Raw genomic sequence first — 22083 nt, 5'->3', positions numbered from 1 at the left:
GATATAGTCTAGCTCCTGTAATATTAAATATGCATGAGTTTTCGGAAAATAAAAAAGCGAGCATAACGGTAATTCAATCATTCCGATATCTCGCCCTTCTCAAGTATTCGATTCCAAACTGGATTGTCTTAATGTGGTAAGATCAATTCAATTTATTCACCCTGAAGTCCGCTAAGCGGATCTTTCAAATTATTGATGTTGGTGATCAGTTCAGGAATGCCTGTCTTCTCCCAATTTTCTGCCGTAAAACCTTGCTCTGCAATTGTATTCTCGAAATTGTTCACGACTTCTGTTAATTGCGTATTATAACTGACCAGATTCTCATGAATGCTCTCTCCTATTGCAGGTGCAGTCAACTGAGAAAATTCGCTTGCCTCTGCTTGGATCAGATCGATTTTCTCCTGAATCTGCGTTGTAACCTCCGGATTATTCACCGCACCCGATGCAAGCTCTTGCAGATCAGCCCCGGCGGTTGATACCTGTTCTATATAATCAGTAGCCCCACTCACATAATTTAAACTTTGATTAGCTTGTTCCACGACAGAACAGGCTGAAATCAGCAGAATACTTGATGCAATAAGGCCTGTCATCATTAATGTGTGCTTTCTTTTTCTTATGAACATGATCATCTCCCCTTCTCCTAATCGGAATCCTTGTTCCAAGTCCATGATACCTGTTCAGACTACTTCATTGCAAATGGGTCTGCAGCCAACATTATTAAGATGTATAATAGTAAAATCACACGGTAAAGGGATGTCATGATTATGCTTCAAGCCTTGAACCAACGCTTGAACCGCATCATGCCACTGATTACCCCAATCAGTATTATTATTGGCGTGTTATGCGGGAGTTTTCTTTCTTCTTATACCTTTTTATCCCCTTGGCTTTTTGCGTTCATGACGTTCGCTGGAAGTATCAGTCTTGGGATACGGGATTTTGTGAACGTGCTGAAAAAGCCGTTCCCCCTGTTTGTATGTCTGTTTATTTTGCATTTGGCGATGCCTCTAATTGCTCTCGGTATGGGTCATCTGGTTTTCCCTACAGATGCGTACACCATAACGGGCCTTGTTCTGGCAGCCGTGATTCCGACAGGAATAAGCAGCTTCATCTGGGTTAGTATCTATCGGGGCAATATCGCACTTACGCTTTCCATCATCCTGATTGATACCATGCTTGCTCCTTTTGTAGTGCCCGGGGTGTTATCCCTGTTAATCGGCACCAGTGTTACACTGGACACAGCAGCCATGATGAGCAGTCTGTTCTGGATGATTGTTGTACCATCCCTGCTCGGTATGCTGCTGAATGAGTGGACCAAAGGCGCCATTGTCCCGGTCTGGGGACCAAGGTTGAATCCGTTATCCAAATTGTTCATGGCATCTGTCGTTGCGATTAACGGATCTGTCGTTGCGCCCTACTTGGCTGATTTCAACTGGAAGTTGGCTGGTCTTGCGGTCATCATTATTTTCCTGGCATCATTCGGTTATGCGCTAAGTTACTTCATTGCTCGATTGTTGGGTTGGAATGAAGCCGATCAGGTAGCCCTGGTGTTCAATGGAGGTATGCGTAATATCAGCGCAGGTGCAGTACTCGCTGTTTCGTATTTTCCGCCACCTGTTGCTGTCCCGGTTGTGCTTGGCATGGTATTCCAGCAGATGCTCGCTTCCCTGACAGGTTATCTGCTCGGTCGTCGCTCGCAGCTTCTGCATAAGTCGGATAAGACATCCGCTGCCTAACAAAATATTGGATGATTAAAAAACGCCGACAATTGGTCATACCCCTGTCAAGTAGACAGATGAAAAAAGCTATGCTGCCAGCGCGCATCGATATTCAATCGGTGCGCGCTGTTTGAGTTTGGCTTGAAAGCGTCGGTAGTTGTAATTGTACACGTAATCTTCCACGGCTTGTCGAATCTCGGCTTCTGAATTACACTGGATAAGGTACAGCTTCTCTGTTTTGAGATGCGAAAAGAAAGATTCGATGCATGCGTTATCCAGGCAGGTTGCTTTGCGAGAGTGGCTGCCTTTGACGCCGAATGCTTCTAATCGTGAGTTGTACACCTGAGACGTGTATTGGAAGCCCTGATCCGAATGGAGCACGGCTTCCGAAACGTCTCTTTTTTGTGTCCATTGTTCCACCGTATCCAATACGAGCTGAACATCGTTCCGTTTAGATAATTGCCAAGCGACAATTTCGTTGTTGAACAAGTCTTGAATCACAGACAGGTAAACAAACGTGTTTCCATCCGAAATATAAGTTATATCCGTCACCATTTTTTGCTGAGGTGCTGTGGCATGAAATTTGCGCTTTAGGCGATTCGGATAAATCACAGATGGCGTATAGCTGGACTTCTTCCGCTTCTTGCGAATTACCGATTGGATCGATAGTTCCCGCATGATTCGCCATACTTTCTTGTGATTAACGTTCAGACCAGACTCCCAGAGCGCCGTTGTCATGCGAGGATAACCAAACTCTCGATTTGCAAAATGAATAGCCATCATGTGCTCTTTGATCTCACGCTCACGGTCTTGTCTTGCGTCTCGCTGTGGCTGTGTTGCTCGCCATTTGTAGTAACTGGAACGGGGTATTCCTGTAATCGATAATAGGCGTGTAATGCCATGCGAGCAACGCAATTCGTCTATGATATCGTAGTTCTCCCGTTGGCTTAGTGCTTCTCCTTTACTAGATTTGGATACCGCTTTTTTAAATAATCTACCTGTGCTTGAAGGTAGTCCCGTTCCTCTTCTACACTGCTAAAGGCAGTACGAGGCCGTCCTTTCAGTGGATTCGGAACATTGTTTTTTCGCTCATCGAATGCTTCCCCGTTTTTCCATTTTTTTACCCACACCTTCAGTTGTGAACAGTTTCGAATTCCTTCGCGATCAGCGACCACCTTGTAACTTGAAGAACCTTCGACATAGGATCTAACCGCATTCAATTTAAATTCTTCGGTATACGTGTGAAATGTTTGTCCTTTTTTGGCCATAAAAATATCCCCTCCAAGTGTCACTTGAACCCTCATGATAACATGAAGGTTTTTTCAAGTGTCTACTTAAAGGGGATAATACCACAATCATGTCGGCGTTTTTCGTCACTATAACCCTCTACTGTAATTTCTGCCGTAGTCTCTGTAATTACTTTAATCTAATCCTACCCATTATACGCTCCCTGCCCACAATAGAAAAAAACCATCAACGAGTGATGGTTTTCATCTGTTCATTCTTTTCAGAAATCTGTTGCTGCTCATGATGCCTTTATGCTTATTTCGGTTGAATATATCCTTCGGCTTTAAGCAGTTCTGCGATCAGAACCGCACCACCTGCCGCTCCGCGGAGCGTGTTGTGGGACAATCCAACGAATTTGTAATCATAGAGTGAATCTTCGCGCAGTCGGCCTGTGGAGACACCCATTCCGCGTTCGATGTCACGATCCAGTTTTGTCTGTGGTCTGTTCTCTTCTTCAAAATACGTAATGAACTGTTTTGGTGCACTTGGCAGAACCAGTTCCTGTGGACGACCTTTGAACTGCAACCAACGCTCCAAAATTTCGTCTTTACTTGGTTTTTTCTCGAAGTTTACAAACACAGTAGCCAGATGTCCATCCGTTACCGGTACACGAATACATTGTGTTGTAATTAATGGAGCCGATGCTTTGACGATCTCATTATTTTCGATGCTACCCCAGATCCGCAGCGGTTCCTGCTCACTCTTCTCTTCTTCGCCACCGATGTATGGAATGACATTATCAAGCATATCAGGCCAGTCCGTAAAGTTTTTACCTGCTCCCGAGATTGCTTGATACGTGGAAGCCACGACCTGAGTCGGGTTGAACTCACGCAAGGCGTGCAGTGCTGGCACATAGCTTTGAATCGAGCAGTTTGGTTTTACAGCAATAAATCCGGTTTTTGTGCCCAGACGTTTGCGTTGAGCTTCAATCACATCCAGATGTCCCGGGTTAATCTCAGGGATTACCATTGGTACATCTGCTGTCCAGCGGTGAGCCGAGTTATTGGACACGACAGGTGTGCCTGTTCTAGCGTAAGCTTCTTCGAGCGCTTGAATTTCATTTTTTTTCATATCAACCGCACAGAAAATAAAGTCAACCTGGCTGGCAAAAGCCTCAACCTGGGAAGCATCCTGAACAACGATTTTTTTCACAGCTTCCGGAATAGGAACTGCGAGTTTCCATCTACCTTGTACGGATTCTTCATATGTTTTACCTGCCGAATTGGCGCTTGCAGAAATAGCTGTTACTTCAAACCATGGATGTTGATCGAGCAGGTCCACAAAACGCTGACCCACCATTCCCGTTCCTCCAACGATACCAACTTTCAATTTTGCTGACATTCAATCATCATTTCCTTTCGGTTTAAGTGATTCTTCTCTTCAAATCAATTTCATAACTCACCAAAACGTATTATGAAATTGACTTCCTAATTAACACTATTCAGGCAATTCCAAAGCGTGTAGTCACAGCCCCGGAAAAACCAAAAAATCCCATCCCCAAGACAATAGTCTCAGGGACGAGATTGAACTCTCGTGGTACCACCCAGATTCGCCAATATGTCACCATATCCGCCTCTTCAAGTAAAGGTTTACAACCATCTTGCTAGCTGTAGACCGTTCATACTCTAGCTCTGTAACAGGAGCTCCTGTCACACCATCCCTTAATGCTAAGTTCCGATGTGCTGCTCTGAGTCTTTATTCAATAAAAAGTTCTTTACTCCTTTTCAGCTGCCGGAGCTCTCTTTGAAAGAATGATTTTTATCTACTCGTCTCTTCGTCGCATTTGATATTGCGATTATAATATCAAAATTACTGTGATGAAGTAAACACATTTTTTTAGATCATAGAATTTATATGTTTCCAGCGGAGCTGAACCATTCAATTATCGCAAGAAAAACTTCAGCTAAACGGTCTGTCTTCTGTGAAAAGTACGTGGATAGACTTTTTTCTTATAAATTGCTACTAATGGCTATTTTCTTACTGCTTTTTGGCAACCATCGCATACGTTCCCAGTGGGCTCCCAGGCCCCAAGGCATGATATGTCCTAAGTAATTTCAATTCGGAAAGAAGAAGTGTTTTTACTTTGTCCGAGATCGGAAGCAGTTTCAGTTCCACAGGTGCTTCTGCCAGTGTCATTTCGGTTTCCCAGCGACCGTCCTGCAGCTCAGGAGAATGGATCGAAGTCTCTTCCTTCATCGTCCAGCCTGCCGCAGAGACAAGCTCTTGGATATCCTCCGGTGTAAAAAGCGTGCGCACATTGGAGAAGCTGTTCTCCTTGTAACATTCGACCTGAGACTGAATCAGAACGGATAACCAATGTGAGAGCTGGCTCACATCTGTAACTCGCGCATCCCATTCTGCAAAACATAACTGATGTCCCCACGTCCTAACCTTGCTAAGAATCTGGGCGAGTTCGTCAAACGATTTCAAGTACCAAGAACAATGGGAAAGTACGATAACTTCAAACTCATTCTCGGCGAATTGAGCCTGATCACTTAGAATGTCAAAATCATAATCCATTCGAATTCGATCACCCAGCGGAGATTTCCGCAGCTTGGCTGCCGCTTCGCCTACGGTCAGCGGTGCACCATAATCCTCTGGTGCAATATCTACACCATGAACGTACCCTTGCTCCCCCACCAGATGTGCAAGCACGGCCGTTGTATCTCCTTGACCACACCCGATTTCCAGAACGCGGCTGCCTTCCTGTATCCCCCAAAAGAGTCCCAGTTTCATCCGATGCTCAGTCTGAATGTACTGAATGGCGGCGTTGTCCTCCACGTCCATATACTTAATAAGGTCCCTGATGATAGATTCATTCATGATTCCTCACTCCTCAAAGAGCAACTTGAACTTCTTGCTAATTGTAGCGTTACTGGAATAATTGTACAACGCTAGAGCCTATGACAGAACCACGGCACGGAGGAGAACCCGTCCTACAGCAGATCTAAACCTCTGCTACATAACAATCCCTATGCCCACTGGGTTGCAAGCTTCTGAAGATAGGGTGTCAGCATGGGCTGTAATTCCTTGCGCATCAGTCCGATCTCCAAGATTGCCTGAATATATCCGAATTGATCGCCTATATCGTAGCGACGCCCCTCCAGTTCAAGGGCCAACAGTTCCTCCGTCTGACTTACTTCTTTCAAGGCATCCGTTAACTGATATTCCCCTCCAGCACCTCTCTCGATCTGATCCAGAATAGGAAAGATGGAAGGTTTCAGAATGTATCGTCCCATTACAGCTGTTCGGGATGGCGCTTCTGCAAGAGAAGGTTTTTCGACCAGATTGGTGATCAGGTGAACCCGGTCCTCTGAACCATTCGAATCAATAATGCCATATTTGCTCACATTTGCCGCGTCTACCTGACGGACACCGATGATCTGGTTGCCTGTCTTTTCATAGAGATGAACCATCTGTGCAAGTGCAGGCGGATCAGACACCATTATGTCATCTCCCAGCAGTACAGCGAAGGCATCATCCCCTACAAATTGCCGTGCACACCCAATGGCATGCCCCAGACCCAGTGGTTCCTTTTGACGAATAAAATGAATATTTGCCATCTCGCTGATGGCCTGCACCTCTTCCAGTAAAGACTGTTTGCCGCTGGCATATAAAGAGTGTTCAAGTTCAACCGATTTATCAAAATGGTCCTCTATGGATTTTTTGTTGCGTCCAGTCACAATGAGGATATTCTCAATGCCTGATTGCACTGCTTCTTCAACAATGTATTGGATGGCCGGTTTGTCTACAATCGGTAACATCTCTTTGGGCTGTGCTTTGGTCGCTGGCAGGAAACGGGTTCCGAGACCCGCTGCCGGAATAACTGCTTTTTTAATTCGCATATCATCATACACTCCTTTCATTTGCTTCTTATAACCAATATTGCACGCTGTGGGCAGCTAAGTAGCGATACGAAACACCCAATATCTGCTGGCCATATAGTTCAGAATCATCCCTATCAAGGTCGCCAGGATTTTGCTCATCACGAGACTCCAACCCAGCATGTCGTGCAAACTCATCAGAATGAGAGCGGATATAGCAAGAACGATGAGATTGGTGATTAGAAAACGAACAAGTTTCGCTCTATCGCCGGCCCCTCGTGCCGTATCTCGAAAAGTCCACCTGCCGTTCAGCCAATAACTGTTCGCAACACCGCAGCTGTACGAAATTACTTGAGCCATCAGAACCGGTACACCGACCACTGCAAGCAAAGCAAACACCACCGCGTCTACTGCCGTATTCGCAACACCCACAATACCGAACTTGAAGAGTGTCACTAGACGCTTAGTCATGATGAGCAACTCGAACTGTCAATTGGGATTTTGCTTGCTGGCCCTCGGCCTGCACCACATCTCTCACAATGTATAGCGGACGCGCCTTGGTCTCATCATAGATGCGGCCAACGTACTCGCCCAGAATACCCAGCATGATCAAGATGAATCCGTTAAACATCAGCATGATGCTCACAATGGAGGGCCATCCCTTAATCGTTGAATCCGTAAATATGGCCGAAACAATAACCGTTAACATATAGATGAATCCGCCAACCGACAGGATCGCACCTACATAACCTGCAAGCTTGAGTGGTTTATGCGAGAATGAAGTAATGCCATCCAGGCTAAGCTTCAGCATGCGTTTCAGCGGATACTTTGTTTCGCCTGCCAGACGTTCATCGCGTTCATATTCAATCGCAGTCTGACGAAATCCGACCCAACTTACTAACCCGCGCACAAACCGGTTTTTCTCCGGAAGACGTTTCATCTCATCACATACTTTGCGGTCAATCAGGCGAAAATCTCCGGTGTCTACCGGGATATCCGTATCCGTTGAAGCACGAAGTACACGATAGAACAGACTTGCCGACCATTTCTTAAAGCGAGTTTCCCCACTTCGTCTGGTGCGACGGGCATATACGACTTCATAGCCCTCTTTCCATTTGGCGATCATATCCAGTATCAGTTCGGGAGGGTCCTGCAGATCCGCATCAATAATAACAACCGCATCCCCCACTGCATAATCCATACCAGCTGTTATCGCAATCTGATGTCCGAAGTTACGGGCAAAATCTATCAGCTTCACACTCTCGTCCCAACGGGCGTAATCACGGATCATCTGTGCACTTCGATCCACGCTGCCATCATTAACAAACAACAGTTCATAACTCTCTCCTGTGCTGCCCATGACCTTCTTCAGACGCCGATAAGTCTCCTCGATCACCGCTTCCTCGTTATACATGGGAATAATAATGCTGTATCGGTACGCGTTAGCCATGTTAGTCCCCTCCCTTTTCCAATGGACTTCGTTCATTCGAGATATTCATTTCAGTTTATAATTTCACTTCGTACAAGGTGGTCTGTCCGCCGAATCCAAATCCGGCTCTGTTTCCGGTGTCTCCGTTATCCATGGATCCGCTGTCGGTGCCTGTCTGCCATTCTGACGTTGGAATCTCGGTTCCGTGTTCTTTGATCCAATCGCTAATATCCGAGTTCCCTCCGCGGCCACCCATGCCACCAACCATGAAGTATTTCACTTGCCCACTCTTGACGAGTTGCTCCAGTTCCTCCGTTGTGTACACCGGGTCTGACCCGGAGAAACCTCCAAGCGTAATGACCGCTGCTCTTTCATCGATGATATAAGGCGCTGCCTGATTATAGTCCGTAGTAGCGAAGAGATACGTTTCGCCTGTATTGTGCTCTTTCAGATAATTCAGTGTAGCTGCATCGACTTCTTCGTTACGGTTGCCCATTCCGCCGCGTCCACCCGTTGAAGGCATTTCTGTGCTTTCTGCACCGTTACCCATCGGCATGCCCATTCCTGCTCCACCAAACATACCATTGGAACCAGTAGGTCCTGCTGCCGGAATCATGCTGTTGCCACCATAAGTTATTGGGGTGAATGCCCAGTAGATTGGACCGATCAGCATCACCATGAATCCCGCGATAATGAAGCCCTGTTTCCATTGATGTGTGCGATGAAGCATAACGACCAGGATGATCGTGATCAGAATGCCTGCGATCAATTCACTAATGGACCAGCCTGCACCAATCGTATCGTTATACGCCTGCATGATATACCAGCCGAACAGGGTCGTCAGCAGCACGGACACCGGAAGCAACCATGCCTGCCATCCATCGCGATCACGATATGACTTCCACATCGCTACAAATCCTGCACCAGTCAGCGCCGCAATTGGAGGTGCAAGCATAATCAGATAATATTGATGGAAGAAACCTGCCACACTGAAAAAGGCAGCAACGGGAATCAACCAGGCCAGCCAAAACAAGACTTCCTTGTGTTTGTTCGTAATATTTCTCCGTCTTAATCCTGCAAATATGGCAATGCATCCAAGCAGCACAACAGGCAGAAGCCAGCTGGCTTGACCTGACAGTTCAGTCTGGAACAGACGCAGAGGACCTTTTTCCCCCGTACCAAACATTCCGCCCATGCCTCCGCCGAAATTTCTTCCATTTGGCATTTCCATATCATTCGGCATCTGCCCGTTCGGGAAATTGCCATTCGGCCCATTCATGTCACCCATGGCGTTCAAGCCGTTCGAACCATTCATATTATCGTTATCCGGTGCATTGACATCTTGCCTAGCGCCAGGAACACCACTGTCTGTCTGATTAGGACCTGAAGACAAGTCTCCTCGATTGCCACGATTATTTCCCTGTCCCATACCATTTGGTATACCTGCGTTACCTGCAGTATTCTGCTGACCCGTTAGGCGAGCCAGTCCATTGTATCCAAAGGCGAGTTCCATGACCGAGTTTGTTTCACTGCTACCGATATAAGGCCGCTCGTCTTCGGGGATAGAATCCACAGTGACCGCCCAGGATAAGGAAACCACCGCCAGAACCGCTGTGCTGCCGATCAGCAGGATGATCTTCTTTCTCCATTTCGCCTGAAATGCAAGCAGATAAAACAAGTAAAAAGCCGGGAGAATCATGTAGGCTTGAAGCATTTTCATATTAAAGGCTACGCCTATTAACCCAAAAGCAACCAGAATGCGCCAAGTACTGCCTTGTTTGCTGCCTTTGAACAAAAACCATGAACCCAGCAGTAGTGTAAACACCAACATGCTGTCAATATTGTTGGTCCGGCTGACTGCCGCCACAACAGGCACAGTTGCCATCGCAATTGCCGAGATTCGTGCTGCTGCAAGACCATATGTAGGTTTCACCATGAAATAGATCAGGAGCACCGAACCAATTCCCGCTAATACCTGCGGCAAAATAACGCTCCATCCGTGCAATCCGAAGACATAGGCAAAGGCCGTCTGGATCCAGAAGACAACAGGTGGTTTATCTACAGTGACCGAGCCTGCCGAGTCTAGTGAAGCATAGAAAAAGTTATGGAAGTTGCTGAGCATGCTCCCAACGGCAGTCGTATAATAGGAATTGGCATATTGATCGTTCCAGATGCCGTACCCATTTAGAAATGCCGCCAGTAATACAATCGGCAGAAGGACAAGATCCATCCTTCTTTTGGTGTTATTCAATGTTAATCACTCCTTCAAAGTTCTTCATGTCTAGTATTGTGACATGCCAAAATAAAGCTGGGATGAGTGCCCGCTGAATGTTGTCTGAGGATAATTCACAATCCTTTCAGCTAAATTTCAGTTTGGCAAGCGATAATACTACATACAGTCCCTCCGAAGTGAGGGAGAAGTCTAGATGAAACGGGCAAGGAGAGAAAGCACATTATGAAGCTTAGCAGCGGAATTAAAATACTATTGGCTGATGATGAACCACATATTTTACAATTTCTAGAGCTTGGATTAAGCAATGAGGGCTTCGATGTGCGCACCGCACCCGATGGAGCGGCTGCGCTTGAGTTGGCGCTTGAATTCAAGCCACATATGGCTATTCTGGATGTCATGATGCCAGAGATGGATGGATTCGAAGTGGTCGAGCGTCTTCGTAAGACCGGTGCCGAGGTTGGCGTAATTATGCTAACAGCGAAGGATGAGGTCGAGAATCGGGTTAAGGGCCTTTGGTTAGGTGCTGACGATTACATGATCAAACCCTTTGCCTTTGACGAGCTGCTCGCCCGGATTAAGGCCAGACTGCGGAATCAATTTCCTTTATTAATAGGAGCCGTCACCCACGGTCCCTTCCGAATTGATGATCAGCGCAAAGAAATCACCTATCAGCATCAGGTCTTGGAGTTATCTCCTACCGAATACGAACTGTTAAAATTTATTGTGCTTAATCATGGAATTGTACTTAGCAAAGCGACCATTCTGAGCCGGGTTTGGGGGTATGATTTTGGCGGGGAAGAAAATATTGTGGAGGTTTACGTTCGTTCCTTGCGCGACAAACTCGGGGATAAAGAGCATAAACTCATTCGTACGCTTCGGGGTGTCGGGTACAGGGTGGATCTCTGATGAACTCGCTGCCTAAGAAAAATAAACTTCGTATGAGACGTCTCCACCACTGGATATGGCCTCGTTCATTACGTTCTCAATTGCTCTCACGTTCTCTGTTCGTGCTTGCTGGGCTGTTATTGTTAATCGGTATTCTGCAATTCTGGATCATGGAAAGCTTTCTCTACCGGAATCAGGCAAAAACCATGGAAGAACAGCTCATGTCCATGCCCCCGGTTTGGCTCGGTATCCAGTCACGTAACGGCTCTTCCAACAATCCTTTTGGTGGACAGGTAGGAAACGGGTCTGGTAATCGGGTGTTGTTTATTCCTGACCGTTCACTAGCCCTGTTTGATAACCAAGGTACGTTCGAGGATGTTTTTGGGGAAGACGGTCTGAAAGCCCCTCAACTATCATCCGCTGAATATCAGGACATTACAGATGAGTTGAAAGAACAAAAACACATTCCCTATCGGATCGTCACGGATAGCCAAGGGAATGAGCAATTGATTGTATTTGCTTCACCCGGTCCACGCAATCGTGGCTTACCGATGGTCCAGATGGGCACGGCTACAAAGCCATTGAGAGACTTGATTATTAAACAGCTTCTGATCTTCCTCATGTTATCGCTGTTGGCCATGGTAGCCGGTCTGATTCTATACACTAAGGTATTACGCCGGACGCTGGTTCCCCTGTCCAATATGGTGAATAAAGTACAGCAGATCGACGCAGGCAGCCTCGCAGAACGCATTCCCGTCGTTCAGGGACAAGAGGAAGTGGATCAGCTTGCAGTTTCATTCAATGGCATGCTTGAAAGGCTGGAGAACTCGTTTGAAGCGGAGCGGGAATCGAAAGAGCAGATGCAGCGTTTCTTGTCTGATGCTTCTCATGAGCTTCGTACCCCGCTCACCTCCATTCACGGTTTCATTGAAGTTCTACAGCGGGGTGCAGCGACCAATCAAGTTCAATTGTATAGAGCACTGGACAGCATGCACGGCGAATCCGTACGAATTAACAAGCTGGTTGAAGATTTGCTGTTACTAACCAAGCTGGATCAGGCTCCAAAGCAGGAGCGGGAGGTCATTCAGCTAGACAGTCTGCTGCTCGAAATGCAACCACAACTCGCTATGATGGCTCCACAAAGATCCATTCATCTCGATTTGACGGCTGAAGTATATGTACTGGCTGACCCTTACAAGCTGAAACAGGTTGTGCTGAATCTGTTCCATAACGCGGTGCAGCATACCGATCCTGAGCATGGAGCCATCTCCATAACGTTATATGCCACGTATCATAAGGCTGAATTATCAGTGAAAGATAACGGCACAGGCATTGAACCTGAACATCTGCCCCATATCTTTGAGCGATTTTACCGCACAAGCAGTTCTCGTTCGCGCAAACAAGGTGGCGCAGGTCTCGGTCTAGCCATTACCCGCTCGATTGTGGAGTCGTATGGCGGAAAAATTACCGTACAAAGTCAGGTAGGCTTGGGAACTGAATTTATGATTTTGATGCCGCTGCATAAGACTGATGTCTAAGCTGAGCGTCGGCTGCAAGTAGGCTTTACGTTGGCTATAAGCAGCTCTACGTAAGATCTACTTGATCATTACGTGAGCTCTAGTCAAGCTCTCCAAACTCTGCTTTTCTTCCATTTTAATTTTGGCTTTTCATTGCATGACAAATCCCCCACTCATTTCGGTTTAGAAATGAAAGGGGGATTCTTTTTTATCCGATTGATAGAGTGCAGAGTAAGTAGTAGCTCAATTGGTCTCAGGCTTTCGCACTTTCAGGCTAACGAATCTGAGACGTCTTATTCAAGCATTTGGAGCGTCCACAGAGATCTAATGAACCTGAGCCACGTTATATTAGAATAAACAACCGTTTACTGCGTTTTTCTCAGGGGATTTCGGAAAATAGCGTGTCTGATGTTCCTTACAATTTAAGAAGCGTACCTAGAGGCCGAATAAGACGTTCTGAGTTCGTTAGAAAATCGTCTAGGCATTCACTAAAATTAGCCAGGATCAGCTATCTTGGACCTCAAGACTTTTGAGACCTTGGTACCCATCATCGTATAGCTTACCCTCAGTTTGAGTTTGAAGACATTCTCTAAAATTCATCCCGATCTATTACTGCTTTTGGCAACGGTGGATTACCAAGGGTACACGCCATTCTCATCTAGGAATTCTCCGTTATGGCGTTTGCCATCCGTCGCATAGCGCACGATAATCGCAGCGCCGGCTTCTTTTGATTTACCGCCTTCGGCATTGCCATTAAGATCTGTTGATGTGAATCCGGGCGTTACCGCAAAGACTTGCGCCCTGCTGTTTTTCACTTCATAAGCCATCGAAAGTGTCATGGCACTGTTGGCCGTTTTGGATGAGTTATAGTCGAAGGCATTTAAAGTAAATTCTGCATTTTGCATATGGTCCAGAGAAGCCATATCGGTTGATACATTAATGATTGTGCCTTCATTATCTTTGATTAACGGGAACAATCGCTGATTCAAACGGAAAGTGCCGAAAAAGTTCACTTCGAAGGCGTTCCGCAGATCTTCCTCTTTAGTATCCGTAAATGAATGAGAGAAAGCACCCGGCATACCCGCGTTATTGATCAAAAGGTTTATTGTGGGATAAGTATTGTGAATTGTATCGGCTGCCTGTTCAATGCTCTTCAAGTCGCTCATGTCGATCTGTACAAATTCTACATCTAACCCCCTGGAAGTTAACTCGGAAACAGCTCTTTCACCCCGTTCAACACTACGTGCGCCAAGGATAACTTTCCAACCTGCTTCACCCAACTGCTTTACGATTTCATATCCAATTCCTTTATTTGCTCCGGTTACAAAGACAGTCTTTTTCATGCAAATCCTTCTTTCCATAATTTGATTTATATTTAACAATGTTTAAGTTACTATGCTACACTTAGTGTAGGTCAAATTATTTTTATAAAAAGGGGGATTCACATGTTAACGATTGGAGAAGTAGCCAAAAAAGTTGAAATTTCCATTGGAGCGATTCGCTTTTATGAAAGAAAGGGACTGCTGAAACCTGCTGCACGAAATGAGCAGAATAACCGTCTTTATTTGGAGGATGATCTGAACTGGCTGGTTTTTATCAAATGCCTTCGTGAAACCGGGATGAGTGTGGAAGACATCAAAAAGTATTATGATCAGGTCAATGAAGGAACCTCCACGCTGAAGGAAAGAACCAAGCTGATTGAGGATCAAAAGCAAAAGTTGCTGAACGATATCGAGGAGAAAAAAGCGCAACTTGTTCATTTGGACAACAAACTGGAGCGCTATTATCGTGGAGAAAATTATTAGTATATGCCTTATGCGATAGATTAAACTTTTGCATTTTATGTAAGGGAGCACGTATCCTAACAAGGTTTCCTCAGTAGCTTCTTAAAATAAATACAAAAAGATCAGGCAGCCAGCAATAACTGTCTAACCTGATCCGAAATTTTGATATTATAGCGAGTTCAATAAGGTTAAAAGTTCAATCAAAAATGACCTTCGCGCTTACACAGTTGATAATGGTTATAGGGTTCATCCTCGATCTCGATTAAATTTAACCGTTCAAAATTACATTTCTGTATCACTTTATTGGATGCTTGATTGGTAGTCAATGCGATGGCATTTAACACTTCCACGTTTGTATGTTCAAACAAATACTTCGACATTCCGTTTACTGCCTGCGTTGTATAGCCGCGGTTCCTGAAGTGTTTCGAAATACCGTACATAATCTCCCGATTGGGTGCTGGCAGTTCGTCCTTGATCCCTGAGCAACACCATCCTATGAACTCATCATTTTCTTTGAGTACGATAGCCATACGTAAACATAACTCTCCGATATCCCCTCCGGCCATCACAGCTTGTTTAAACCGTTGATTCTCAGGGATTTCATATTCGGTGAGCCACAGGGTCCTCTCTTCAATCGTAGCGTTCCATCCCGGTAGGAATTCATACACCTCAGGTTGCCACGTAATTTCTTGCAGTTTCTCCAAATCTTCAATTCGATACTCGCGCAAATAAATATCCTTGCAATCGATGATTAATTCATCAGTTTGTATGGGTTGGTTCATAGTTCCTCCTACTACACACTTAATTTCAGCTTATTAGCCTTTACTTCATACAAGGCCCTCTTTTTCCATAAACTCGTCTTTGGTTAATCCAAAGAGGATCAGATCCTGGTATTTTCCATCCGTATAGATCACCTGGCGACGCACACCTTCCTGTACACATCCAAGTTTTCTCATCATCGCTGCGGAAGGTTCATTTCCTTGGAGTACATAATCATTAAATTTGTTGAGCCTGCGCTCAAAGAAGGCATACTTCAACAAGATTCGAACGGCTCTGGTCCCGTATCCTTTTCCTCGATGATCCCTGTCAATTTGAATGCCAATGCTAAAGGTACCGTTCCTTTCATCAATGCTGTTCAGATTTACACCTCCGACATTTTCACCATCCATATTTACAATTGTAAACATGATCCGCCCTTTGGCTAAAGAAAAATCAGAAAAGTTTTCCGTGAAACTCTTCGCTTCAACATGGGTTGGCGGCAACTCTACTGCACACTCCAATAACCGACGGGCAGGAGTATCAAAGCGGTTATAATAATGATCTTCCCAGTCTTCTTCACGCAAAGCACGTAATCTGATCTTATCATCCTGCCAAAAATATTGACTATAATCGATCTCTCTCATTCCAAGTCCCCCCGCATATTCAACCAAATTTTTACTTCGAGCTACACATATAATAACCCATAATGTGGAATTGGAGGAGCTTTTGTTTTCATTAAACACAACGAAAATTGCCCCCGAACAGGACAATCCTGTCGGAGGCTACGCTTTATTTTATATCAAAATCCCTTTACGACTCTTCCGTATATTGAGGTTTGGATACGTTATCCGGAACCGTTTCGTCAAAAACATCCTGACCTGGATAATCCCGTACTTCCCCCTCGTGAAGCTCATGATTTTCATAATCAAAACGATGTGCAGACCGCTGGTCCACCCGCCACGGAGAACTTTTCCCAAGAGACTCGGATAGTAAAGATGAACCGTAAGGGCCCTCCGGGAATTCTTCGAGTGTGATATCGTTTCGCTGCGACTCCACCGTAGACACATCGGTATATTCTTGCCGTTCTTCACGCAAAAACTTATCTTTCATCGTTTATCCCTCCTGATCCACTTCAGATGACCAACGTCCACTTATTGTGAGCGAGGACAAATGCATTTATGCATGATCTTTGGAAAACACTGCGTTTATTGTTCTAATCCATCGTCATATTCATCACCGGATTAATCACGTTAATCATCGCCATCACAATTAGCGAATCCATATTAATAGTACAAAAACAATGAGGCCAGCCATGCTAAACCAGGTATCACGTTTGGACCATACCAATAACGATGAACGTCCTCCAAGCGTAGAGTGCTCTCTAACTTTACGCATTTCCATCGCAATGGTCATATCCTCTGCACGTTGGAACAGTGCCATTAACAAGGGAATCACCATCGGACCTAGGTCACGAATTCGCACGGTATTTGGTCTTAATGCTGCCTTTCCACGTGCTCGTACGATCAGTGAGAATCGCTGCCACTCACTCCAGATCATCGGGATAAACCGAAAGATTAACGATACAGCAAGAGCAAACGAAGCTACGGGCAACCTGATCTTTTTACCGATACCGAGTACCCAGTTCAGCCCTTCTACCATTCGCCCATAAGGTGTCGTCAACGAAAACCAAAGGCTTGCCAATGTGACGATAAACAAACGATACACATTCAACAAAGTGCCCTCCGCCTGACCCAGGGAAAAACCAAAGTGCAGACCGCCTCCCTCTGTTGAAAGGGTTGTCCCAGATAACGCCGTTGAGATGATGAAAAAGAATAATAATGGCTTCATTAATTTCATACATCCAGCCAAAGTCTGACGCGGAAGCACGGCAAGTGCTGCTACTACCGGCACCAGTGTTAACGTCAATCCCAGCCATTGCTGTTGAATCATAGCTGCGGTGACCAGCAAAATATACAAAATCCATTTCAGACGTGGGTCCATGACGCCATATAATCCGCCTGAATGAGTCAATGTGTTCGGAAGAAGCTTTGGATCATCTTCAGTTTTAACGGACGACAGCTTCAGTGCTTTTTTTTCATACTTCATTACATCGCTCTTGACTTCCATCGTTACCGTCCCTGATGCTTCTTTCGATCCGTTCTGAATCCCCACCTCAACTGACGTGGACTGAACAATACTTTCAGCCATCTCTTCTGCCGTCATCGCGGTCAAAGGCAGCTCTAGACCCGCTGCTCTTAACTGCTGTGCTAGTCTCATCGATGGTGGCAGTCCAATCCCTGTCTGCTCCAGCAGTTCAGGTCTTTTGTGAAGTTCTCTCGGCGTAAGATCAGCGATTAGACGGCCTTCCTGCAACAACAATACTCGATCCGCACAAGGCAAAAATGTATCCAGATCATGGGTTGCTACCACACCCCCACCACCTGCCAGACGATGTTGCTCCAGTACATCCAGCAAAAGCCCGACACTTTGCGCTTCCAACCCGGCGCTCGGCTCATCCAGCAGAAGCCAGTGTGGGTTGGTCACACTTCCGAGAGCAAGTCCAAGCCTGCGCTTCTCTCCCCCACTTAGAGCAAATGGCGACCTGTCCAGATGAAAACGCCGGTCCAACTCCGAGGATACTGGCGGGTCCCACTGGTTCAGTGCTTTTGTGATCTGCTCTTGTTGCTGTTTCTCTGAAAGTCGATAGGGACGCAGAGAATATGAGAATTCACGCTGAATACTTCGGGCAAACAGTTGCTGTTCCGGAAATTGAAACAATAGTCCCGTTTGCAATAAAATCGACTGCGGCACTTTTCCTTCTTTCCAGAAAGGAGTGCCATCCAATGTGATACTTCCAGTATCGGGCGGTCTTAGACCAGCCAACGTCTGTAGTAAAGTCGTTTTTCCTGAACCCGTACAGCCCAGCAGCAAGGTGATTTCCCCACTGTTCAACTGTACACTCACATCTTCAAGCAGTGCACGTTTGCCCGATGCCGATGCTTCTATACGTATATTGGTTAGCTTGATCTCCAACGTGCGACCTCCTTGGCCAATTGCTCAGGTCGCAGTGGCATGGCTTCTGGCATCATATCTTTTTGCTTGAGCAATAACGCAGTTTTTACAGTAAAAGGAGGGTCCAATCCTAACCGTTCACAGGGGGATAGCTGCTCATTTTCCCTAGTAGCCTTCTCATTCAACTCTGTTTCATAGAAAAAGGACTTCGGCTCCCCGTCGTACACACTACATCCACTCTCCATAGCAATGATTCGATCACACAGGGTTGCTTCCTCCAGATGGTGCGTAATCCAGATCACCGTTGTACCCCGCTGGGTAATCTTCTGAACAATGGCTTCCATCCTGTCCCTTGCTCCCGGATCAAGCATGGCTGTTGGCTCATCCAGAATCAATATATCCGGTTTGGCTGCGAGTGCTACAGCAATATTAAGCAGTTGTTTCTGTCCACCGGATAATTGTGAGACAGCCTTCTCCGGGGGATATTGAAGTCCTACGGTATGTAATGCATCCTGCCTGCGCTCCAATTGCTCTTCTACAGAATCCATCAATGGTGACAGCGCAAAATGAAACTCCTCTTCAATCGTATCGCCAAGTACCTGTGCATCCGGTTGCTGCAGTACACCCCGAACAGTAAGTTCATCCGAAATATTCCGTACCCCTCCCGATAGCGGAACGAATCCGATCAGTAGTCCAGCAAGTGTGCTTTTCCCACTGCCATTCGCTCCTACAATACTAATCCATTCTCCTTGGTGCAGCGTAAGTGAGACCCCATCCAGTGCTTTTCTCACCTGACTACCTTCGGAAGCATAATGCACTCGAACATCTTCTAATGTAATTATAGGCAGGTTGCCTTGCATCGTAAATTAGTCCTTTCCCTTTCTATTGTTATGTGGTACGATCCTAATCGTTAACCACATTTAATTAATTGGTTAACAATTATATTACCAAAATGGAGAGGATTGTTCAAACATGAAATTATCTTTGCGAGGCATTGTATTCAGCGCACTTATGGCCGCAATTTTAGTACTTTTTGGTTACATAAGCATTCCCATTGGCTTCTCCCCAGTACCGATAACATTACAAACTTTGGCTGTCATGCTGGCCGGAGGATTACTTGGTCCACTCTACGGTTTTCTAAGTGTCACGATGGTTGTTCTGCTCACCGCTCTTGGATTCCCCTTGCTGCACGGGACCGGAGGATTTGCAGTACTTCTTGGACCTACCGGTGGATATGTGATGATGTGGCCGTTCTCCGCATTATTGATTGGATTGTTGCTTGCACGAATCAACATCAAAGGTATAACAGGATTCATACTCGCTTTTGTTGTATTTGAACTATTTGGTTCACTGCTCGTGTATGTCTCGGGGGTCCCTTGGCTTGCCTATGCTTACAAAATGGACATACCTGAGGCCATGATTCAAGGGTTTTATCCTTACATAATTGGGGATCTGATCAAAGCTGTATTTGCTGCCATCATCATTGCGCCCGTGCGCATGGTTTTCCCACCTCAACGTCTCACAGGTAACATGCATTCCACGGTTATAAAAGCGGATTCTTAATAGAAGCTACATATCCTATTAGATCACAAGCCTCCATATTCTAAAACAAAAACAGCCAAAATCACTTTGGCTGTTTTTGTTACTTCTCTTCCTCGAAGGTTATTCTATCATCGGAGTGATCCGTGTAAATCTTCTTTAGTTCAACTTATATATTCACCTGAATTAATTGGCGCTCTGTAATATGAAATTGTTGATCCGCTGTATTTTCAACAAACCTCTGATCATGAGATACATACAGAATCGTCCCTTCATACGCCTTAATAAAACGCTCCAATGCTTCCAATGCATGCATATCAAGAAAGTTCGTCGGCTCATCCAACAATAGAATGTTATATTGTCCAAGAAACAAGTGACATAATTGAAGACGAATCGCTTCTCCTCCACTTAATGTCCCAACATTCTTCAGCAAGTCATTACCTGTAAACTGCATCGCATGCAACGCACTTCTCAGCTCAGATTCCTCATATTCCGAACGATTTTTCAGGAATTGTAATACGGTCTCTTTTGTCGTGAAACGATAGCTCATTTGCTGAAAATAACCGAGCTTTGCTTTTGGAGACATTGTGATGTGATCCCCAGCATGGAAAACATGGTTAAGCAATGTACTTTTCCCGCTGCCATTGGCTCCGGTTATCGCTATTTTTTGTTTTAATGGAACCTGAAAACTTACATCCTCCAACAATATGTGGCCTTCTACCTCAAGCGTAAGGCGATCTGCCATAATCGGAAATCGATTGTGCAGCTCCAGTGTCTTTGGCTGACGGAAGATCATAGGCCGATCCTCTTGCACCGCTTTTACCTCATGAAGTTGTTGCATACGCTGTTCAATCGCTTTGGCTGCGCGGTGCACCGCTTTTTGACTGGTGCCTTTGGATTTGGTTTCAACCATACGGTTTGTTTTTGCCTTGGATTCTTTTTTGGACATGCTTCCGGCCTGCGTTATTTTCTCGGCTTTCTTCATCTTTTCCCGGGCGGCCAGCTCCAATCGTCTTTTCTCCTTGGAAAACTGCTCATGGGCCTGGTTTTGTTGTTCACGCTCCAGCCTCTTCTGTGCCTGATAATCACTATAGTTGCCGGAATATACGCGAACCTCACCTTGATGGATTTCCCAGATCGTCGTCACCAGTTCATCCAGAACTGCACGATCATGACTGATCAGTACAAGCGCCCCATAGTAATAACGCAATTCATCCAGCAAAAATGTAATGCCCTCTTGATCCAGGTGTGTTGTTGGTTCATCCAGTAACAGTACTTCATGATAATGAGTGAACATTTGAGCCAGTTTCAAACGGGTTTGTTCTCCACCACTCCATGCTTGGTCGTGTTGAGGTATCGCTAATTTACTGAGTAAAGCCCCGTCAACTTCAATACTTTCGTTAGACTGGGGTGGTTCCACTTGTTCCAAATAACCAAACTCTGCAAAACGTTTTACCTTTCCGGCTGTTGGCTGGATCTGCCCCGCAATGAGTTTCAACAGTGTACTTTTACCCTGACCATTACCACCTACTACACCAATGCGATCCAGTTGATGCACAGCCAGTCGCTCAATGTTCAGTATTACTTTATCCATATAGGTCATCTCAACCTGTTCTAATTCAAAACATATCTTTTCCATATTCGCTACCTCCGAAATAAGATTTATTTCGTATCGATAGCGAAGCACGCTTCTATCGATACGAGCTGATCGTGCCAGCTCGTATCAATAGAACAGTAACGTCATCATAGCGGTTACCTCCAGTAGTTTGTATTGAGTGCCTTCACCTAATTATTTACCTGATTAAGATAATCAGAAGAAAAACAAAGAATCACAGGCCACGGCCTGTGATTCAACGTAAACGGGAAAGCGAGTATAACACTTATTTTAAGGTCAGGATGATTGAAAATGACAGACTGATCCCGTTTACTCTGAACCGATAGTCAGAGCCTTTGAACGTATTCAATTACCGATTCAAAGGAAGGAAGCGCAGTCTCATTGCATGTGTCATGTTCAATAATCCACCTTTCATTATCATGTATAGATGTACAATTCTAATTATAATTTTCCAATTCCACCATGTCAACGGAACGATGAAAAC

21 protein-coding genes and 1 other annotated feature are annotated in these 22083 nt (G+C 45.5%); of the genes, 5 read left to right on the top strand and 16 right to left on the bottom strand.

Going from position 1 to position 22083, the window contains the following annotated elements; genetic code table 11:
- Positions 1-152: 152 nt before the first annotated feature.
- Entirely contained in the window at positions 153-593 is a 441-nt protein-coding gene (locus tag V6668_RS13865) for a DUF6376 family protein (RefSeq protein ID WP_143781005.1), read from the bottom strand.
- Positions 594-764: 171 nt separating this feature from the next.
- Between V6668_RS13865 and V6668_RS13860 the strand changes: the two genes are divergently transcribed.
- Positions 765-1733, top strand: coding sequence for a bile acid:sodium symporter family protein (locus V6668_RS13860; protein WP_047842786.1), 969 nt, complete (start codon positions 765-767; stop codon positions 1731-1733).
- 69 nt (positions 1734-1802) lie between these two features.
- Here the strand turns inward: V6668_RS13860 and V6668_RS13855 are convergent, their stop codons facing one another.
- The 8 genes from V6668_RS13855 to V6668_RS13820 form a co-directional block, all read right to left on the bottom strand.
- Positions 1803-2639 carry an IS3 family transposase gene (locus V6668_RS13855; RefSeq protein WP_235193718.1) on the bottom strand — a complete coding sequence of 279 codons (837 nt, stop codon included), beginning with the start codon at positions 2637-2639 and terminating at the stop codon, positions 1803-1805.
- 23 nt (positions 2640-2662) lie between these two features.
- Positions 2663-2983, bottom strand: a complete 321-nt coding sequence (locus tag V6668_RS13850) for a transposase (RefSeq protein WP_076319340.1) — start codon at positions 2981-2983, stop codon at positions 2663-2665.
- Between the two features lie 274 nt (positions 2984-3257).
- Positions 3258-4343, bottom strand: a complete 1086-nt coding sequence (gene asd / locus V6668_RS13845; protein ID WP_101314008.1) for an aspartate-semialdehyde dehydrogenase — start codon at positions 4341-4343, stop codon at positions 3258-3260.
- Positions 4344-4512: 169 nt separating this feature from the next.
- Positions 4513-4789, bottom strand: a binding site (T-box leader).
- A 190-nt stretch (positions 4790-4979) separates the two neighbouring features.
- Entirely contained in the window at positions 4980-5825 is an 846-nt protein-coding gene (locus V6668_RS13840) for a class I SAM-dependent methyltransferase (protein WP_338708713.1), read from the bottom strand.
- 149 nt (positions 5826-5974) lie between these two features.
- Positions 5975-6847, bottom strand: a complete 873-nt coding sequence (galU, locus tag V6668_RS13835) for a UTP--glucose-1-phosphate uridylyltransferase GalU (protein ID WP_338708712.1) — start codon at positions 6845-6847, stop codon at positions 5975-5977.
- A 57-nt stretch (positions 6848-6904) separates the two neighbouring features.
- Positions 6905-7297: a GtrA family protein gene (locus tag V6668_RS13830; protein ID WP_338708711.1), complete on the bottom strand. Its 393-nt coding sequence runs from the start codon at positions 7295-7297 to the stop codon at positions 6905-6907.
- Entirely contained in the window at positions 7290-8276 is a 987-nt protein-coding gene (locus tag V6668_RS13825) for a glycosyltransferase family 2 protein (RefSeq protein ID WP_338708710.1), read from the bottom strand. Before V6668_RS13825 ends, V6668_RS13830 begins: the two co-directional genes overlap by 8 nt.
- 55 nt (positions 8277-8331) lie before the next feature.
- Positions 8332-10485, bottom strand: coding sequence for a glycosyltransferase family 39 protein (locus V6668_RS13820; protein WP_338708943.1), 2154 nt, complete (start codon positions 10483-10485; stop codon positions 8332-8334).
- A gap of 225 nt (positions 10486-10710) precedes the next feature.
- Here V6668_RS13820 and V6668_RS13815 point away from each other — a divergent pair, with 225 nt between their 5' ends.
- Together V6668_RS13815 and V6668_RS13810 are read left to right on the top strand one after the other, a co-directional pair.
- Complete coding sequence (locus tag V6668_RS13815; RefSeq protein WP_338708709.1) at positions 10711-11394, top strand: response regulator transcription factor; 684 nt, start codon at positions 10711-10713, stop codon at positions 11392-11394.
- A complete protein-coding gene (locus tag V6668_RS13810; protein WP_338708708.1) occupies positions 11394-12911 on the top strand; it encodes a sensor histidine kinase in 1518 nt (505 codons plus the stop codon). Before V6668_RS13815 ends, V6668_RS13810 begins: the two co-directional genes overlap by 1 nt.
- A gap of 611 nt (positions 12912-13522) precedes the next feature.
- Here the strand turns inward: V6668_RS13810 and V6668_RS13805 are convergent.
- The gene (locus V6668_RS13805; protein ID WP_338708707.1) at positions 13523-14233 is read right to left on the bottom strand and encodes an SDR family NAD(P)-dependent oxidoreductase; all 711 of its coding nucleotides are present in this window, start codon (positions 14231-14233) and stop codon (positions 13523-13525) included.
- 102 nt (positions 14234-14335) lie between these two features.
- Here V6668_RS13805 and V6668_RS13800 point away from each other — a divergent pair, with 102 nt between their 5' ends.
- Positions 14336-14695: a MerR family transcriptional regulator gene (locus V6668_RS13800; protein WP_076249478.1), complete on the top strand. Its 360-nt coding sequence runs from the start codon at positions 14336-14338 to the stop codon at positions 14693-14695.
- Between the two features lie 179 nt (positions 14696-14874).
- Here V6668_RS13800 and V6668_RS13795 read toward each other — a convergent pair whose 3' ends face one another.
- The 5 genes from V6668_RS13795 to V6668_RS13775 form a co-directional block, all read right to left on the bottom strand.
- Positions 14875-15456 carry a GNAT family N-acetyltransferase gene (locus V6668_RS13795; RefSeq protein WP_338708706.1) on the bottom strand — a complete coding sequence of 194 codons (582 nt, stop codon included), beginning with the start codon at positions 15454-15456 and terminating at the stop codon, positions 14875-14877.
- A gap of 45 nt (positions 15457-15501) precedes the next feature.
- Positions 15502-16077: a GNAT family protein gene (locus V6668_RS13790; RefSeq protein WP_338708705.1), complete on the bottom strand. Its 576-nt coding sequence runs from the start codon at positions 16075-16077 to the stop codon at positions 15502-15504.
- Between the two features lie 166 nt (positions 16078-16243).
- Complete coding sequence (locus tag V6668_RS13785) at positions 16244-16543, bottom strand: hypothetical protein (RefSeq protein ID WP_017688728.1); 300 nt, start codon at positions 16541-16543, stop codon at positions 16244-16246.
- Between the two features lie 159 nt (positions 16544-16702).
- Positions 16703-18466 carry an ATP-binding cassette domain-containing protein gene (locus V6668_RS13780; RefSeq protein WP_076249480.1) on the bottom strand — a complete coding sequence of 588 codons (1764 nt, stop codon included), beginning with the start codon at positions 18464-18466 and terminating at the stop codon, positions 16703-16705.
- Positions 18451-19305 carry an ATP-binding cassette domain-containing protein gene (locus V6668_RS13775; protein ID WP_338708704.1) on the bottom strand — a complete coding sequence of 285 codons (855 nt, stop codon included), beginning with the start codon at positions 19303-19305 and terminating at the stop codon, positions 18451-18453. The genes V6668_RS13780 and V6668_RS13775 overlap by 16 nt, the downstream gene beginning before the upstream one ends.
- Before the next feature lie 112 nt (positions 19306-19417).
- On the opposite strand from V6668_RS13775, the gene V6668_RS13770 reads away from it, so the two are divergent.
- Positions 19418-20008 (top strand): biotin transporter BioY, encoded by a 591-nt coding sequence (locus V6668_RS13770; RefSeq protein WP_338708703.1) that lies wholly within the window; start codon positions 19418-19420, stop codon positions 20006-20008.
- A gap of 145 nt (positions 20009-20153) precedes the next feature.
- On the opposite strand, the gene V6668_RS13765 is transcribed toward V6668_RS13770, so the two are convergent.
- Positions 20154-21623, bottom strand: a complete 1470-nt coding sequence (locus tag V6668_RS13765; protein ID WP_338708702.1) for an Msr family ABC-F type ribosomal protection protein — start codon at positions 21621-21623, stop codon at positions 20154-20156.
- Between the last annotated feature and the right edge of the window lie 460 nt (positions 21624-22083).

The organism is Paenibacillus amylolyticus (genome assembly GCF_036894225.1).
Lineage (GTDB): Bacteria > Bacillota > Bacilli > Paenibacillales > Paenibacillaceae > Paenibacillus > Paenibacillus amylolyticus.
The sequence above is the reverse complement of the archived record's forward strand: the minus strand, read 5'-3'. Positions and strand labels throughout refer to the sequence as shown.